The organism is Faecalibacterium prausnitzii, assembly GCF_003324185.1.
Classification (GTDB): Bacteria; Bacillota; Clostridia; order Oscillospirales; family Ruminococcaceae; genus Faecalibacterium; species Faecalibacterium prausnitzii.
In genome coordinates, this window is the sequence record NZ_PXUP01000027.1 from 1 (window position 1) to 15,197 (window position 15,197).

General features: G+C 51.5%; 17 protein-coding genes. 13 read left to right on the forward strand and 4 right to left on the reverse strand.

All coding sequences use genetic code 11. The annotated features are described in order from the left end of the window. Together C7J97_RS13405 and C7J97_RS13410 are read left to right on the forward strand one after the other, a co-directional pair. The coding region (locus C7J97_RS13405; protein WP_113998232.1) for a hypothetical protein at positions 1-236 on the forward strand (236 nt) is incomplete at its 5' end. Next, positions 220-591, forward strand: coding sequence for a TnpV protein (locus tag C7J97_RS13410; RefSeq protein WP_113993249.1), 372 nt, complete (start codon positions 220-222; stop codon positions 589-591). The genes C7J97_RS13405 and C7J97_RS13410, both read left to right, overlap by 17 nt. 44 nt (positions 592-635) lie before the next feature. Here C7J97_RS13410 and C7J97_RS13415 read toward each other — a convergent pair whose 3' ends face one another. From C7J97_RS13415 to C7J97_RS13425, 3 genes are read right to left on the reverse strand one after another with little or no spacing between them, the layout of a single operon-like run. Next, on the reverse strand, positions 636-2,075 hold the full coding sequence (locus C7J97_RS13415) for an ATP-binding protein (RefSeq protein WP_113993250.1): 1,440 nt from the start codon (positions 2,073-2,075) through the stop codon (positions 636-638). After that, positions 2,065-2,985, reverse strand: coding sequence for a hypothetical protein (locus C7J97_RS13420; protein WP_113993251.1), 921 nt, complete (start codon positions 2,983-2,985; stop codon positions 2,065-2,067). The genes C7J97_RS13415 and C7J97_RS13420 overlap by 11 nt, the downstream gene beginning before the upstream one ends. Before the next feature lie 56 nt (positions 2,986-3,041). Further along, entirely contained in the window at positions 3,042-3,974 is a 933-nt protein-coding gene (locus C7J97_RS13425; RefSeq protein WP_113993252.1) for a sigma-70 family RNA polymerase sigma factor, read from the reverse strand. A 156-nt stretch (positions 3,975-4,130) separates the two neighbouring features. On the opposite strand from C7J97_RS13425, the gene C7J97_RS13430 reads away from it, so the two are divergent. The 7 genes from C7J97_RS13430 (at position 4,131) to mobQ (ending at position 11,542) form a co-directional block, all read left to right on the forward strand. Beyond that, on the forward strand, positions 4,131-4,433 hold the full coding sequence (locus C7J97_RS13430) for a transposon-encoded TnpW family protein (RefSeq protein WP_242983523.1): 303 nt from the start codon (positions 4,131-4,133) through the stop codon (positions 4,431-4,433). Then, a complete protein-coding gene (locus C7J97_RS13435; protein ID WP_113993253.1) occupies positions 4,430-6,472 on the forward strand; it encodes a recombinase family protein in 2,043 nt (680 codons plus the stop codon). The genes C7J97_RS13430 and C7J97_RS13435 overlap by 4 nt, the downstream gene beginning before the upstream one ends. 68 nt (positions 6,473-6,540) lie before the next feature. After that, positions 6,541-7,170, forward strand: a complete 630-nt coding sequence (locus tag C7J97_RS13440; RefSeq protein ID WP_113993259.1) for a CHC2 zinc finger domain-containing protein — start codon at positions 6,541-6,543, stop codon at positions 7,168-7,170. After that, complete coding sequence (locus C7J97_RS13445; RefSeq protein ID WP_113993254.1) at positions 7,142-8,443, forward strand: DNA primase family protein; 1,302 nt, start codon at positions 7,142-7,144, stop codon at positions 8,441-8,443. The genes C7J97_RS13440 and C7J97_RS13445 overlap by 29 nt, the downstream gene beginning before the upstream one ends. A gap of 526 nt (positions 8,444-8,969) precedes the next feature. Continuing rightward, complete coding sequence (locus C7J97_RS13455) at positions 8,970-9,185, forward strand: DUF6471 domain-containing protein (protein WP_071441608.1); 216 nt, start codon at positions 8,970-8,972, stop codon at positions 9,183-9,185. A 14-nt stretch (positions 9,186-9,199) separates the two neighbouring features. Continuing rightward, positions 9,200-9,406 carry a DUF3847 domain-containing protein gene (locus C7J97_RS13460; RefSeq protein ID WP_113993256.1) on the forward strand — a complete coding sequence of 69 codons (207 nt, stop codon included), beginning with the start codon at positions 9,200-9,202 and terminating at the stop codon, positions 9,404-9,406. A gap of 438 nt (positions 9,407-9,844) precedes the next feature. Then, positions 9,845-11,542, forward strand: coding sequence for a MobQ family relaxase (mobQ, locus tag C7J97_RS13465; RefSeq protein ID WP_113993257.1), 1,698 nt, complete (start codon positions 9,845-9,847; stop codon positions 11,540-11,542). A 32-nt stretch (positions 11,543-11,574) separates the two neighbouring features. On the opposite strand, the gene C7J97_RS13470 is transcribed toward mobQ, so the two are convergent. Then, complete coding sequence (locus C7J97_RS13470; protein WP_009260077.1) at positions 11,575-12,099, reverse strand: TetR/AcrR family transcriptional regulator; 525 nt, start codon at positions 12,097-12,099, stop codon at positions 11,575-11,577. Positions 12,100-12,220: 121 nt separating this feature from the next. Here C7J97_RS13470 and C7J97_RS15530 point away from each other — a divergent pair, with 121 nt between their 5' ends. From C7J97_RS15530 to C7J97_RS13485, 4 genes are all read left to right on the forward strand, one after another. Then, the gene (locus tag C7J97_RS15530) at positions 12,221-12,355 is read left to right on the forward strand and encodes a hypothetical protein (protein ID WP_256291436.1); all 135 of its coding nucleotides are present in this window, start codon (positions 12,221-12,223) and stop codon (positions 12,353-12,355) included. Next, positions 12,352-13,326: an alpha/beta hydrolase gene (locus C7J97_RS13475; protein WP_009260078.1), complete on the forward strand. Its 975-nt coding sequence runs from the start codon at positions 12,352-12,354 to the stop codon at positions 13,324-13,326. The genes C7J97_RS15530 and C7J97_RS13475 overlap by 4 nt, the downstream gene beginning before the upstream one ends. A 76-nt stretch (positions 13,327-13,402) precedes the next feature. Beyond that, positions 13,403-14,404 (forward strand): alpha/beta hydrolase family protein, encoded by a 1,002-nt coding sequence (locus C7J97_RS13480; RefSeq protein WP_113993258.1) that lies wholly within the window; start codon positions 13,403-13,405, stop codon positions 14,402-14,404. A gap of 221 nt (positions 14,405-14,625) precedes the next feature. Further along, a partial coding sequence (locus tag C7J97_RS13485; protein ID WP_242983524.1) for a recombinase family protein occupies positions 14,626-15,197 on the forward strand: 572 nt, incomplete at its 3' end.

Here is a 15,197-nt window from a genome sequence, read left to right on the forward strand (position 1 = left end):
AAAAAGTAACTGCTTTATACTGCCGACTGTCAAAAGATGACGGTTCAAACAGCGAAAGCCTGAGCATCCGCACTCAAGAGCTACTATGTAGAGGGTGGTTTCTCCAACCTAATACATATGACTGCGGCTCATTTGTGGTGAATGGAACAGCAGTTGTAGGAAAGGAGCCAAAAAAGCCTTATAACCGCTGCAAATCAACACAAAAAGGAGCTGAACTTTATGAAATCTATCTTTGAAGAAATGGGCGGCACTTACCGTCAGGAGGGTGATTATCTTATCCCGAACCTTGCGCTGCCGGGCGAACCAGAATACCAGATCGGCAAGTACGGGCGTATGCGCCGCAGCTATCTGAAAGAACATCGTCCGGTTCTCTATGCAAGCCTGCTCACAAGCGGAACGCTGCATCGGCACCTTGCCGAGATCGACCAAGCCTGCAACGAGCGTATGGCAAACATCGTTTCCGATATGGCAAGGCAGGAAGATGTGACCGAAGCGCTCAAAGCCGCCAACCAAATGGAATGGGTGCGCCGCATGAACAGCATCCGCAATCGTGCGGAGGAAATCGTTTTGACCGAGCTTGTATATGAATGACAAATGCCCGTTATTGACTGCATAGCCAATAACGGGCATTATCTTTATTCTTTTGGTGCTATAAACTTATATTTTCCCTTTCCAAAGCCGCTGACAGGCTCGATCAAATCCGCATTTTTCAGTTTTGTAATGAGATTGCCTGCGGCAGTAACGGAATCCTTTGTGATAGCAGCGATGTCGGAGCGACCAAAGACACCATCGATGCCCATATTTGCAAATACCGCTTTCGCCTTTGCAATCGTCCCTTGGCTTGCGTTCAGCCGGTCAATCGCAACCTCAATCGCAACATTTTCGTCCTCAATCGTAACCCTGTTTGCGGTTGCCACAGTTCCGTAATTCAGATTATAGAGTGTAACTTGAAAAGAGCTGGCATCCGAATAGAATTTAGGCTCCAGCTCGTCGCGGTAATTGTGAGCGGCGCGGTAGGTTTCCGTGATTTTCTTAAAGCCGCTGCCCTGACGCTCCATATAGCCCAGCCGTCCGAAAATATCTGCAAGAACAGGATTGCGGCGCGTGGAGGAAATGCTGGTCAGATCCCGTTCCTGTATCCGTGTGCCGTCTGCCATACCTCCGGGAGAATAAATGGTAAGACGGTCATCGTAAATGTCGATGTGAACCTCGCTGCCCAAAATCAGATAATCCCGATGGATCAGCGCATTGACAAGCGCCTCAAAAACGCTCCGCTCGCAGTAGTCGGGCATCTCAACACGAGAATCGGCGGTTTTCTTCCAGCGTGTTTTCATATTCCGCTTAACAAAACTGACACCCTCATTGAGCAGAATGATCAAGCTGCCAGAGTATTCCGCGCTGTCAAGTGCATCTACCATACCGCCGCTTTTATCAAGGCCGTTCCAGCGTGTGCAGAACAGGCGGGAATGCCGGATGGGAGAATCGTCTGCAAGCAAGGCGCCTGCATTGGTCAGCTTGCCGTGTTCGTCCCGCATATCGAAGGAATCGAACAGCTTTTCTTCCATGCTGTTGCCCGTCCAAGCCTTATACCGTTCGCGCAGCTTGGAAAAAGCGTAATCCTTGAAATCATACTCGGAAACCAGTTCGTCATAGGTGCGGTGCATCCCCTTGAGAATCAGCTGGTTCAGCGCATAGGACGGAGCAATCACGCTTTCATTGCCGATGCGGATATACGCCTCCATAACGCCGTCTGCTTTGTAGTAATACGGTGTGGAGCGCCCTGCGAACACAGACAGCACAAGAATGTCCTTGCCGTCCTCCCGCTCCGGTGCGAGGACAAAACTCGGATAAGGCGTGATACGCTCTTTAATCAACCGGCTGATTGCCTCTGCATCGGTCTGCGCGTCAGCTAAGCCGACAACATTTCTGTCATTATCAATACCAAAAAACAGCGTGCCTCCAATGCCATTTGCAAAGGCACTGACGCTTTTGAGCCAGCTTTTCGGCTTCTTTACCTCCAGCGCGACCTTGAAATCACATTCGGTCGCTTCTGCAATCCAGCGGTCAATCATCATTCTCACCGTCCTGTCCCTTATTCTTTCCCCTGCTCTTATAAACATTATACTGATTCTTGCACCGGGCGCTGCAAAATGCGGAATTGGCCCGACTGCCGAGGAACACCTTCTGGCAGTGCTTGCACAGCCGCAAGGGTTTTGCGTCGTCCACCAGCATAAAGCTGAACATCATCTGCACGCCCAGCAGCAGGGAATGAAAGTCCCAATAGATGGTGGGCTTGTCCAGCAGTTCAATATGATAGGTAGGCGCAATGCCGCCGAAGGCAGCCATGGCCTTGCGGTAAAGATTTCTTGTATCCTCGTCAATGCTGTCGTAGTCGTTATAGTACAGAATAGAGGTGGTCAGCGTGAACGCCCAATCCTTGAACTGCTGGGCAACCCAATCATACGGCTCGGCATATTCCCGCTGGAAGCTCATGTTCTTCGCCATTGGCTCATCCATAAAGGTCATGGTCAGGGCAATCATCATATTATCCCCGGAAACATTCCAACTGGATTCCACGCCCTTTTTCACCACATCCAATTTGTCGAAGGGATAGAACAGAGCAAGATAATCCTCTGTCGCCATGCTTTCTTCCTTGATGAAGTGATTCTTCGGCAGATAAACCGCCTCGTAGTCCATAAACGACGGCGTAGTGGGCAGTGCCGTCATCAGCCCCAACAGACCGTAATGGGTCACAAAAGCCAAAATTGCCTTTTCCACCTCGTCCTCCGGACTGCGGTTCATCATCAGCATACCAACATTCAGTGCTTCCAGCACCATCTCGGAGGACTCCTTCAGCGGGTTATAGATGTCGGGCTTTGCCGCCTTTTCCGGCGTAATATAGCGTTTTCCGTCCTTGCCGGTCTTGATCTCATAGCGGTCATACCGCACCCAATGGGAACGGGACTGCGCAAACAGATTGTTCATGACGCTGTTCCTCTCAATTCGTAATCCATCTATATATTAACCATATTACCATTGTATCAACCGTCCTTGGCATCGTCAAGGGCGGCTTTCTTTTTTCTCGGCTTCGTTTTATTCTCCCTGCGGATCACGGCATCCTTGCCCATGGTTTGCAGCAGCGCTTCATATTCCTCCATGAACTCGCGCTCCCGCAGCGTAAGGCTATGATCGTTTTCCAGCTTTTCGCTCAGATGCTCATACATCCGCTTTTGCAGCTTTTTCTGAATGGTCATCCGCAGCTTTCGGATATTTCGGTCGGACTGCCCTCGGATGGCGGCAAGCCTTGTGGTGCTGTATTGCTTGACGAACAGGTAATACAGCACCTCCTTCTGCTCATCGCTGAGGGCGAAAAAAAGCTTGGAGAGAAAACGGTTCGCAGTCAGCTCGTGCAGCTCGTATGGACAGGAAAAGATGATGTCGAGAAAGTTTCCCTGACAGAGCTGGCGGAACCTCGGCAGATTCATCCACAGCGGGGCGATCTTCGGATCAGGTACCGCCTGAAACTCCAACGGCACATCCCCACGCAGGTTCTCATAGTCACGTTCCCGGCGCTCCCGGTTCCTGTCCAGCTTATTCCACTCGTCTACTACAGTCAGAAAGTCGGATTCTGTCCGGGCTGCTTCCTCCAGCCGCCGCAGAGCCTCTGCGCGAATTTCACGCTTGAGCCGCTTCTCACTGGTGGGCGCCGCTTCTTCCTCCTCGTCCTCCAGCTCGGCATTATAGTCTCTGGGGTGTTCGTCCTGCTCCAGCTCGCTTTCCAGCTCCAGCGTACGTTCCTCTGCAAGCGCCTCCTCCAGCGTCTCGTCCACCGGCGCACCGTCAGACGCATCCTCCCAATCGGCAAAGCTGTCCTCATCCATTTTAAGACCGGTTTCCTCTATTTGCTCCTCGGCAACTTCTTCCTCATCGGAAAAATCATCATCCCACAGCAGTTCATCCTCCCACGGTTCCATGACAGCTTCACCTCCCCAAAAAAATATTTTTCTTTTTTTCAAAAACAGTTCCGATTTACACTCTGTATTTCTCCTATTAGTAGAGAAAGTAATCTTGACGCAAATTACACAGGTTACTTCTCAAAGCCATCAACGAAGAAAAGGAGGATATGGAACATGGAAAAGCAACAGAAAGACACGGTTGGCTTACAGCCAACGGAACCAAACACATTATATCAAAAACCAACCAATCGCGCAAGGAAGATGCCTATGGAGCAGAACAAACGAGAACAGTTTATCATCCGCCGGATTGGCGGTACAACCTACAAGGTCAGAGTTGTGTTCAACGAAAACGGCGGCGAGACTATGGAGGATAAAATTTTGCGGATTGTACGCAATGATATGGTTACAAACGACGGAACCTATGGTATAATGGAGGCACCACAAATGAGCCGACAGTCTGAAAGGAGCGCATCATGAGCGTGAAACAGGCTGAAAGCAAAATTACCGCTCTCTATGAGCGGCTGTCCCGTGACGATGACAACGCCGGGGATAGCAATTCCATCGTGAATCAAAAAAAATATCTCGAAAGCTATGCCCAGCAGAGAGGCTACACCAACTGTCGGCACTATACGGACGACGGCTGGAGCGGCGGCAATTTCGAGCGTCCGGCATGGAAACAGCTTATCGCGGATATTGAGGCAGGCAAGGTTGCCCATGTGATCGTCAAAGATATGAGCCGGGCGGGGCGCGACTATCTGCAAACCGGCTTTTACACGGAGGTATTCTTCCGGCAACACGGCGTCCACTTTGTCGCCATTGCCAACAGCGTGGACAGCGACGACCAGAACAGCAATGAGTTTGCCCCCTTCCTCAATATCATGAACGAGTGGTATCTGCGCGACCTGAGCCGCAAGCAGAAAACCGCCATCCGCGTCAAGGGCGAATCCGGCAAGCCCACTACCAACTGTGCTATCTATGGCTACAAGAAAGACCCGGAAAACAAATACCATTGGCTGATCGACGAAGAAGCTGCCGCCGTGGTGCGGCGTATCTTCCGTTTGACCATTGAGGGCAAAGGCCCCTACGATATTGCCCGCATCCTCTTTGAGGATAAGGTGGAGACGCCTGCCGTGTACTTCGGCAAGCAGGGCAAGGGCATCTGGAAAAGCAAAGAGGAATTTTCCAACCCGTATAACTGGAGCGGCTATGTCGTGGGACAGATCCTCTCCAAGCCGGAGTATATGGGGCATACGGTGAATTTCCGTTCCCACAAGCAGTCCTACAAGGATAAAAACGCCGTAATGAATCCCAAGGAGGACTGGCTGATCTTCGAGAATACCCACGAGGCCATCGTGGACAGGGAAACATGGGAGCTTGCGCAAAAGCTCCGCAAGACACCAAAGCGCATCGACACGCTGGGTGAAGCGAATCCACTGACCGGCCTTTTGTACTGCGCTGACTGCGGCGAGAAGATGTATAATCACCGCTCCAAAGGCGGCACAGAGAACAATCCCTATCCATCTGACTTCTTCGATTGTTCCTCCTATACCCTCGCCCATCAGAAAAGAACTGCCGCCTGCTGCGGCCACTATATCACGACCAAAGCTCTGCGCACCCTGATTCTGGACACCATCCGCACGGTCAGCACCTTTGCAATTTCCAATCAGGCGGCGTTTATGGAAAAGGTGCGCTCTGCCTCCCAGCTCCGGCAGGTGGAAGCGGCCAAAGATGCCAAGCGAAAGCTGAGCAAGGACAAAAAGCGTATTGCTGAGCTGGACACCATCATCAAAAAGCTCTATGAATCCTTTGCTGTCGGGCGCATTACCGATGAGCGCTTTGACAGTCTGCTGGCAGATTACGAAGCCGAGCAGAAAGCGCTGCAAGCCTCTGTCGCAGAAGCAGAAGAAAAGCTGTCCGCTTTTGCGGAGGACGCCGCCCGTGTGGAGCAGTTTCTGGAGCTGGCAAGGAAGTACACGGACTTCTCCGAGCTGACTACACCCATGATCAACGAGTTTATTGAGAAAATCATCGTCCACGCCCCGGAGCGTATCGACGGTGACCGGGTGCAGGAGGTGGAGATCCACCTTCGCTTTATCGGGCAGTTTGAGCTTCCCGCACCGGAGCTGACCGAGGAAGAAATCAAGCGGCAGGAGCAGCTCAAGCGACATCGCATTAAAAGCCGGGAACGGTATCAGAAAATCAAGGCTGGTGAACACGCTGTCGGTCAGCCTTTCATGCTGACCTGCAAGTGCTGCGGGCAGGAATTTGCATCCAAACGGACGAACACCCTGTTCTGCGGTCCCAACTGCCGGGCAAAATTCTACCGGCAGGAGGCGGCAGAGAGCCGCAGCCGGGCGTGTACCTGCGAAAACTGCGGCAAGGAGTTTATCACAACAAGGTCAGATGTGAAATATTGCAGTGACGATTGTCGGTATGCAGCACAAATCAAACGGCAGGGCGCATGGAAGAAAGCCTTGCGAGAAGCTAAGAACGAGGAAGAAACGAAAACAGCATAAAATAGACGCAGACGGCGGCTTGCCCCAGATTGGGCAGGCCGCCGTTTTTGCGCAGAAATGGAGGTATCATGCGTATTTTTGAAATCGTAAAAGAAAATGTCAATCTGCGGGAGGCGGCAGAGCTGTACGGGATCGATGTGAACCGATACGGCAAAGCACTTTGCCCCTTTCACAACGACCGGAACCCCAGCCTGTATGTGGCCGACGATCATTATTATTGCTTCGCCTGCGGGGAGCACGGGGATGTGATCGACTTTGCAGGCAGACTGTTTCAGCTATCGCTCTACGATGCGGCACGGAAGCTGATGGCAGATTTTCATCTCAGCCCGGACAAGCCGCCCAGCGCAGCGGCGCTCCACGCAAAGCGCATCCGAACAGAAGCACAGCAGCTCATGGAAAACGAGCGGCTGTGCTTTTCTGTTCTGTCGGATTACGCCCGTGTGCTGCGGGACTGGAAGGTGCGGTATGCGCCGCAGTCACCTGACGCGCCTGTTCACGCACGGTTTGTGGAAGCCTGTCACAAGCTCGATGAAATGGAATACTATCTGGATATTTTGTGCGCCGGGGATGCTCACGAACGTGCCGAAGTGGTTCAGCAGCAGATGGCAGACGGCAGGCTGGACAGGCTGCGAAGAAGATTAGTGAAAATTCACAAGGAGGAATTGGAAGATGGATATGACACCGCAGACGTGGCCTGAGTGGTATGACGGCAGGCACATCAACGAGGTGCTGTTCTGCCAGCAGTTTTTGGACAAGCATCCCATGAAATGTGTGCGCGGGCGGCTGTTCACGGTGGATGGCCTCATTGAGGACGAGGGGCAGATCGGCAATCTCATTCTGGAGGAAATCTCCGGGGTGCTGACCTCCGGGCTGTCTAAAATCGTGACAAATCTGCTGGCCAGTATCAAACTGCAAGCCTATTCGCCGCCGCTGTCCATAGAGACGGACCGCATCCACGTTGCCAACGGAACGTATTTCATGGATGGCAGCTTCACCGCCGACAAGAACTACTGCAACAATCGCCTGACGGTCGCCTACAACCCTGACGCACCCATTCCCCAAAAGTGGCTGCAATTCCTGTCCGAGCTGCTGCAACCGGAGGACATTCCCACCTTGCAGGAATTTCTCGGTTACTGTCTGCTGCCGACCACCAAGGGGCAGAAAATGCTCATGCTCATCGGCAAAGGCGGTGAGGGCAAGAGCCGTATCGGACTGGTTATGCGCTCGCTGCTGGGCGACAGCATGAATACCACCAGCATCCAGAAGGTCGAGAGCAACCGGTTCAGCCGTGCGGATTTGGAAAACAAGCTCCTGATGGTGGACGACGATATGGACATGAGTGCCCTGCCCAAGACCAATTATATCAAATCCATCGTCACATCTGAGTGCAAAATGGACATGGAGCGCAAGGGCGTCCAGAGTTACCAAAGCCAGCTCTATGTCCGGTTCCTCTGCTTCGGAAACGGTGCGCTCACCGCCCTGCACGACAAGTCCGACGGTTTCTTTCGCCGCCAGATCGTGCTGACCACCAAAGACCGGCCCGCAGGCAGAGCAGACGATCCGTTTCTGGTGGACAAGCTGCTGCGGGAAAAGGAGGGCATCTTTCTCTGGTGTCTGGAGGGGCTGCACCGGCTGATTGGCAACAACTATCAGTTCAGCATTTCGGGCAAGGCCAGAGAGAACATGGAGACGGTCAAGCGCAGCAGCAACAATGTGATCGAGTTTCTGCAATCCGAGGGCTACATTCGCTTTCGGGCAGACAGCGAAGCCAGCTCCAAGGCAATCTATGAAGCCTATACCCGTTGGTGCGACGATAACGCACAGAAGCCCATGTCGGCTAACCGTGTCAGCTCCGAGCTTGCGCAAAACGAGCGGCTTTACAACGTGGAAGCTACCAACAATGTCCGTGTCGGCGGCAAGCGGGTGCGTGGCTTTATGGGCATTGAGGTGGTCAATCCGCTGCCATACTAAAAATGAGGAGCGGACTTCAAAATTGCCGTACACGCCGTACACTCTGTACGGCTGTTTTTGATTCCATTCTCAAAAAGCAGTTTTACTTGTGCACACCGTGAAGCATTTCACGGTAGAGTGTAAAACCTGCCGCCAAATCGGCGGCCGGTACGCATAACCGGCGTACAGAAGCGTACACAAGCGTACACAAGCCGTCTATGCCGTACCGAGCCGTACACAGACGGCTTAATTTTGCAGCCCCAAAATCAATGCTTGTGAAATCCGTGAAGATTTTCGCCGCAGGTCGAATGCACTGCACCATCCGGTGATTTACCGAAGCGTGAAGCTGCTGCACCGGACGGCGGCATATTCTGCCGTTCCGTATGCTTTCGCACAGAACGATGAAGCCGGTAGGGCGCTGTTGTGAACAGGGCATCACGGACGGAAATCTGAGCAGATTTGCGGCACGGCAAATTTTTCACCGCAAAGCGCACACAGTTCACTTACTCAAAAACCAATATCACGAGAATATGGAGGTAAAAAGTTAATGAAATCCAATCTGAGAAACGAGATCAAGTCGTACATCGTCCGTCAGGGCATGACCATGCAGGAGGTGGTCGATCTGCTGCGGGACGAACACGGCTGGTCTGACAGCGTTTCCAACCTGTCCAATAAGCTCCAGCGGGAATCCCTGCGCTACGTCGAAGCCGTCCAACTTGCCGACGCGCTGGGCTATGAAATCGTCTGGCAGAAACGAAGATAAGGAGGATTTTTCACATGACAGATGCAGAAAAGAAGCTGTTGCAGGCGCAGCACCGATTGGAGGAAGCGCAGGCCAGAGACAGAGTCAAGGAGCGCAAAGCCAGAACGCGAAGGCTCATTCAGGAGGGCGCGATTTTGGAAAAGGTACTGCCGGAAGTGCGGACGATGAATCTGTCTGCGCTGGAGGATTACCTGATGCAGAAGCTGCCGCAGTACGATTGAATTCCGCTGGGAGGTCTCCGGGAAACCGGGGGCCTCCCTCTTTTTTCTCCCGAAGGGCGCACTTACTCACCACCTGCTAAAGCAGGCGGTGGTAGCCCTCCCGTTGGTCGGGCACGTGCGCTCTCCGAGGGGGATTGCGGCTCCTGCGGGAGCCGCTGGACAAGGCTGCATTTCTACCAAACTGCCAGCCTTGCCCATGCAGTCGGCGCAGGGGTTTCCACTTTGGAAGCCCCTGTTCATGGGGTGGTATATTGCCACCCCATCCCGCCGCCTGCCTGCGTCAACCTGCCACCGGCAGCTTGGCACAGATACAGGGGTGGAACGATTTGTTCCACCCCTGCTGGCGGTACGTCGTATCTCACGACGTACCTGTTGCAATTGAGTACGGAAGAAGGGGTGCTGCGTTTCACAGTAGCCCTTCAGAAAGGACGGTAGACAATGGCGATTTATCATTTGGAGGCCAAAATAGTCAGCCGTGGAGCTGGGCGCTCCGCCGTGGCGGCTGCGGCCTATCTGAGCTGTTCCCGGATGCTCAACGAGTATGACGGGGTGCAGCATGACTATACCCGTAAACAGGGGCTTGGGTGGCGGCAGGTTTTTCTGCCAGCCACCGCCCCCGCAGAATGGCAGGATCGGGAAACCCTGTGGAACGCCGTGGAGGAAACCGAAACCGCAAAGGACAGCCGCCTCGCCCGTGAATTTGTGGCGGCGCTGCCCATAGAACTGAGCCGGGAGGAACAAATTCAGCTCCTGCAAGATTTCATCAAGGAGCAGTTTGTAGCAGACGGAATGTGCGCCGATGCTGCCATCCATGACCCATATCCTCCCGGACACAATCCCCATGCCCACATCCTGCTGACAGTGCGCCCGCTGGATGAAAAGGGAAAATGGCAGTACAAGACCGAGAAAGAATATCTCTGTGTCAAAGACGGCGAGGAACGGGGCTTTACCGCCGCCGAGTTCAAGCAGGCACAGGCCGACGGATGGGAGAAGCAGTACCAGTATAAAGTAGGCAAAAAGAAGGTGTATATGACCCCGTCCGCAGCGCAGGCACAGGGTTATGAAAGGATATCTAAGTATCCCAAAAGCACCAAATATGGCAGGCAGAATCCCATCACGGAACGATGGAACAGCGACGAGCAGCTTGTCCTCTGGCGTCAGGCATGGGCGGATGTGACCAATCTTCATTTGGAGCGCACTGGGCACGAAGAACGCATCGACCACCGCAGCCATGCTGAGCGTGGCCTGCTGGAGCGGCCTACGGTCCATGAGGGTGTGGTTGCCAGAGCTATGGAGAAAAAGGGTATCATCTCTGACCGGTGCGAACTGAACCGGCAGATCAAGGCGGACAATGCCCTGCTCCGGGAACTGAGAGGACAGGTCAAAAAGCTGGCGCAGGCAGTCAAAAATACCATCCCGGCACTTGCCGATGCCATGGAGAATCTGCGTAAAAATCTACTGCTGTTCTGCTATCAGCTGGGGTATCTCCGCAAGGGTAAGGAACGCCTGAACACTTCGCTGAATACGCTGCGCCCAGCCCTCGCACAGTACAATCAGGTTGCAAAGGACATTCGAGATAAGACGAAAGAGCGCCGCAGCCTGCTTTCCGAGAAAAAGGCGCTCTCTGCTGTCCATGTGTTCCGGCACCGGGAACTGGCGGCTAAGATAGCGGCTCTGACGGAGGATTTGGAAGAACTGCGTTCGGAAAAGAATCTGCTTCTGGCGTCGTTGGCATATACCGAGGAAGATGCTGCCGAACAATTCCCTAAAGACATTGCCGCCATGGAGCAGAGCCTGAAACGGCTGGAAGAACGGGAACAGAAATATTCTGCCGAACTGGACGCTGCCCTGAACGAGTATGCCGGGCTTCGGGAGCAGGCACAGGGCTTCGATCCGGTGCAACTGTATGAAGCAAGGCAGGCCATCCGCCCCGGCAAGGAGCAGGAAGCGGAGAGCCGGGCACAGCAGGTCTACGGCGAAAAGTACAGCCCGCTTTTGATGTTTGACAGCAAAAAGGCGGTTTCCCGTATGCTTCATGAGGATATGGAGCGACAGGCGGTACGGAGAATGATGCGACGGGCGCAGGAAGGACAGCAAATTCCCCAAAAGAAAAAAGATAAGGGACAGGAACGGTAATGCCGTTCCTGTCCCACCTACCTATTTCATCTTTAATTTGGAAACATAGCAGCCATTTCTTCCGGGGTTTCTTTCATTCCTCTTTGAAACCACACTTCAATCCACCCATATAGGGTGTAAGCGACATAGGCAGAGGCATAGGCGGCCTGTGCGGGTTGTTCCGGCTTTGGAGCATATATTTCAAGGAGCACATTCTTCAACAAATAGATGAGCCCACGCTCGCTCAGCAGGCCGTAGAAATCCCGGTATTTTTCCAAGTGGAGAAAGAGCTCCCTTACCATTTGCGATATCGTTTTAGGCGGGTTGCTCTCATAGGTGTCGATCCACTCCGAGAACAGCTTATGGATATAGACGTTCAAAACATCTTCTTTCACTTCAAAATTACGGTAAAAGGTTGCTCGTCCAACCTGAGCGTGGCTGCACAGCTCGCTGATGGAAATATCATTCAGCGGTTTATCTTTTAATAACTCCAAAAGAGATTCGGTAATATGGGTAATCACATAAAGGTTTCTTCCCTCGTTGCTCATAGGTGATACATTTTTACTGGTTTGTCTCATTTTTCTGCTTCTCCTTGCAAATTAACAGCCTGAATGATACAATAGTAACGCCGATACAAATGTATATTCAATATGGTATCACATAAAAATCGGAAAGTCAAGAAAAGGAAGAAATGAAATCATGACATTACTGCAAAAAAGGCTGATCATCCTGCTGGTTGTCATAATTGTTGCTGCCGTTTTGGGACGATTGGTTGTGCGTGCTTTTCTCAATCTATTGGTGGGTGGCACGCTGTTTGGAGGAAATTTCCTATGAGCAAAAGTAAAACAAAGAAAAAAGGGAGAGTTATGTGGGGATTCATCTATGTTGTGGTATTCCTTACCGCTTTTCTCGCCTCGGTGGTAATGAAAATGACCGCTGACCCGTTTCACGGGAAGTATACAGTAAAATGGGATGAAAGCGTAGGAACAGTCTATGCGGATTTGTCCTATGGGGAGGGCGCAGCGAATAAATTTGATCTCTACGTTCCTGCGGATAGCAGCCGGGACAGCTATGGTCTGGCGGTCTATCTCCATGCAGGCGGTTTTACCACCGGGGACAAGCAGGATGATCAGGCCATGCTGCAATGGCTCTGCTCCAAGGGCTATGTAGCGGCAGGTATCAACTACACTCTGAGGGATGAAGCGCATCCCGAAGCAAGCGTATACAGCCAGTCCGTGGAGATTAGGGACAGTATTCCCCATGTGATTGCCGAGGCAGAAAAGCTGGGATATAAGGTGGATAAAATGGCGATCTCCGGCGGCTCGGCTGGCGGAACACTGGCACTGCTGTATGCCTATCGGGATGCAGAGCAATCACCCGTGCCGGTGAAGATGGTGTTTGAAGCGGTTGGGCCTGCCAGCTTCCACCATGAAGATTGGAAAAACTACGGCTTGGATCAAAATACCGAAGCTGCAGCAAATTTGTTCAGTGTGATGTCGGGAAACGCTATCACGGAAGAAATGATTACATCCGGCAGTTATGACGAACAAGTCAAGGACATTTCCGCTGATATGTGGGTGAATGAAAACACGGTTCCCACCGTCTGTGCGTATGGCGCACAGGATAAGGTGTGCCCGTTTGACAGTGTCAAGCATTTGGTGAACGCTCTGGAAGCGAATGATGTGCCGCACGAATACTTTGAACTGACCCATTCCGGGCACGCTTTGCAAAACGACAACAAGCTGTATGCGGCATACATGGATGCAGTCGAAGATTATCTCGCCCGATATATACCTGTGAAGTAAATAATGATTTTTTACAGACGCTCTTGGATGCCCTAAGGCACCGGGTTGGGCGTATGGTTTGAAAGAAAATACGAGTTTGGAGGAAAACAAGTCCGTGAAAAAAGTTATGATGACAGTATTCAAAATTGTTCTTATATTAATTGCGGTGGTCGTTGTTGGGGTCGTTGCATTGATTTTATTCGCTCTGCACAAAGAATCCAATTACTATAAATACACAGAAGCAGTTGGAGAAATCGAGCAAAAATATACGGCATTCGGGGATAAAGAAGTATCCTGTCAGGAATATGACGCAAATGATGATGTCATTGGGAAATATGCAGTTTGGTATCCCTCTGAGCTTGAAAGCAGCAATACCCAATACCCCGTTGTCATATTTGCAAATGGGACAGGAAGTACCTCGTCTACCTATAAACCGTTCCTAACGCACCTATCTTCGTGGGGCTTTATTTCTGTTGGGAACGATGATGAAAACACGAGGACTGGCGCTTCCCTGGAGGAAACGATAAAATTCCTGATTGCAGAGAACGAAAAGAAGGACAGCATTTTTTATCACAAAATCGACTTAGACAATATTGGGATTGCGGGACACTCTCAAGGTGGACCGGCGGTGTTCAACATGGTCACCAATCAGGAACACGGATCTATGGTTAAGGCCTTATATGCGGCAAGTGCAACATCATCTTACCACACAATGGTTATGGCCGATGGATGGGAATATGATATTTCAAGAGTAAATATTCCAACCTTCTTAACAGCAGGGACTGGCAGTTGGGATGCGGGGAATGCTACAAGCAAGGAGCAAGTTACCGACGATAAAAACGGCGTAGCACAGGGGATTTGCCCGCTGTGGTCTTTGCAGGAGAATTACAGCCTGCTCCCTGAAACAGTAGATAAAGTGATTGCAAGAAAGAAAAATGTAGACCATGGCGACTCATACAAGCAGTTTGACGGTTATATGACGGCATGGTTTGTGTACCATTTGCAAGGTGACACAGAAGCCGGGAAAGCGTTTGCCATTGGAGGAGAATTGTCTGCCAACAGCCTATATCAAGATGTACAGACAAATATCAATGAATAAAGTTTATGGAACAGCGCAGTTCATATGCTGTTCCAAAGATATGAAGCGGCATCCGAAGCACTTGTGGGCGAGGATGCCGAACTTCTTTCAGTATGCTCTATCAGGATGTAGGACAGGATGTAGGAAAGAATTAGTATATGCCTAATTTGAAAAAATTATATGTCATGCGTGTTTTATGGTGAAAATACCCTTGACAAATCGCTTTTCAAAAGGCGATGCTTATGGAGTATGCCACACGCAACGGTTTCGGGAATTGCCAGTTCTATGTCGATGATGGTTACAGCGGTACGAATTCTGACCGCCCTGCCTTTCAGGAACTTCTGGATGATATCCGGGAAGGAAAGGTGGCAACAGTCATTACCAAAGACCAGTCCCGACTTGGACGCAACCACATCGAAACCGGAACGTATATGGAAATCTTCTTTCCTGAACACGGTGTCCGCTATATTGCAATCAATGATGGTTATGATTCCAACGAGCAATCCCAGATGGATATTGCCCCGTTCCGAAACATCATCAATGAAATGTATGCCAAAGACACTTCCCGAAAAATCAAGAGTGCCCTTCGGACACGCAAGAAAAGCGGAAAGTATATCTCAAGCGGCGCACCGTTTGGCTACCAGAAAGACCCTGCCGACCACAATCACCTTGTGATCGACCCGAACACCGCCCCTGTTGTTGAGTATATCTATTCAATGGCAGAGGAAGGGCTGGGACTTCACCGCATCGCCAAGCGGCTCCACGATGAAAAAGTCTTGAAGCCGTGTTACTACAAGAAAGAGATGTTTGGCCG

Bases quoted from the DNA above. Each gene is read 5' to 3' on its own strand.
- C7J97_RS13410 (WP_113993249.1), top strand. From the start codon at position 220: ATGAAATCTATCTTTGAAGAAATGGGCGGCACTTACCGTCAGGAGGGT.
- C7J97_RS13415 (WP_113993250.1), bottom strand. From the start codon at position 2,075: ATGATGATTGACCGCTGGATTGCAGAAGCGACCGAATGTGATTTCAAG.
- C7J97_RS13420 (WP_113993251.1), bottom strand. From the start codon at position 2,985: ATGAACAATCTGTTTGCGCAGTCCCGTTCCCATTGGGTGCGGTATGAC.
- C7J97_RS13425 (WP_113993252.1), bottom strand. From the start codon at position 3,974: ATGGAACCGTGGGAGGATGAACTGCTGTGGGATGATGATTTTTCCGAT.
- C7J97_RS13430 (WP_242983523.1), top strand. From the start codon at position 4,131: ATGGAAAAGCAACAGAAAGACACGGTTGGCTTACAGCCAACGGAACCA.
- C7J97_RS13435 (WP_113993253.1), top strand. From the start codon at position 4,430: ATGAGCGTGAAACAGGCTGAAAGCAAAATTACCGCTCTCTATGAGCGG.
- C7J97_RS13440 (WP_113993259.1), top strand. From the start codon at position 6,541: ATGCGTATTTTTGAAATCGTAAAAGAAAATGTCAATCTGCGGGAGGCG.
- C7J97_RS13445 (WP_113993254.1), top strand. From the start codon at position 7,142: ATGGATATGACACCGCAGACGTGGCCTGAGTGGTATGACGGCAGGCAC.
- C7J97_RS13455 (WP_071441608.1), top strand. From the start codon at position 8,970: ATGAAATCCAATCTGAGAAACGAGATCAAGTCGTACATCGTCCGTCAG.
- C7J97_RS13460 (WP_113993256.1), top strand. From the start codon at position 9,200: ATGACAGATGCAGAAAAGAAGCTGTTGCAGGCGCAGCACCGATTGGAG.
- mobQ (WP_113993257.1), top strand. From the start codon at position 9,845: ATGGCGATTTATCATTTGGAGGCCAAAATAGTCAGCCGTGGAGCTGGG.
- C7J97_RS13470 (WP_009260077.1), bottom strand. From the start codon at position 12,099: ATGAGACAAACCAGTAAAAATGTATCACCTATGAGCAACGAGGGAAGA.
- C7J97_RS15530 (WP_256291436.1), top strand. From the start codon at position 12,221: ATGACATTACTGCAAAAAAGGCTGATCATCCTGCTGGTTGTCATAATT.
- C7J97_RS13475 (WP_009260078.1), top strand. From the start codon at position 12,352: ATGAGCAAAAGTAAAACAAAGAAAAAAGGGAGAGTTATGTGGGGATTC.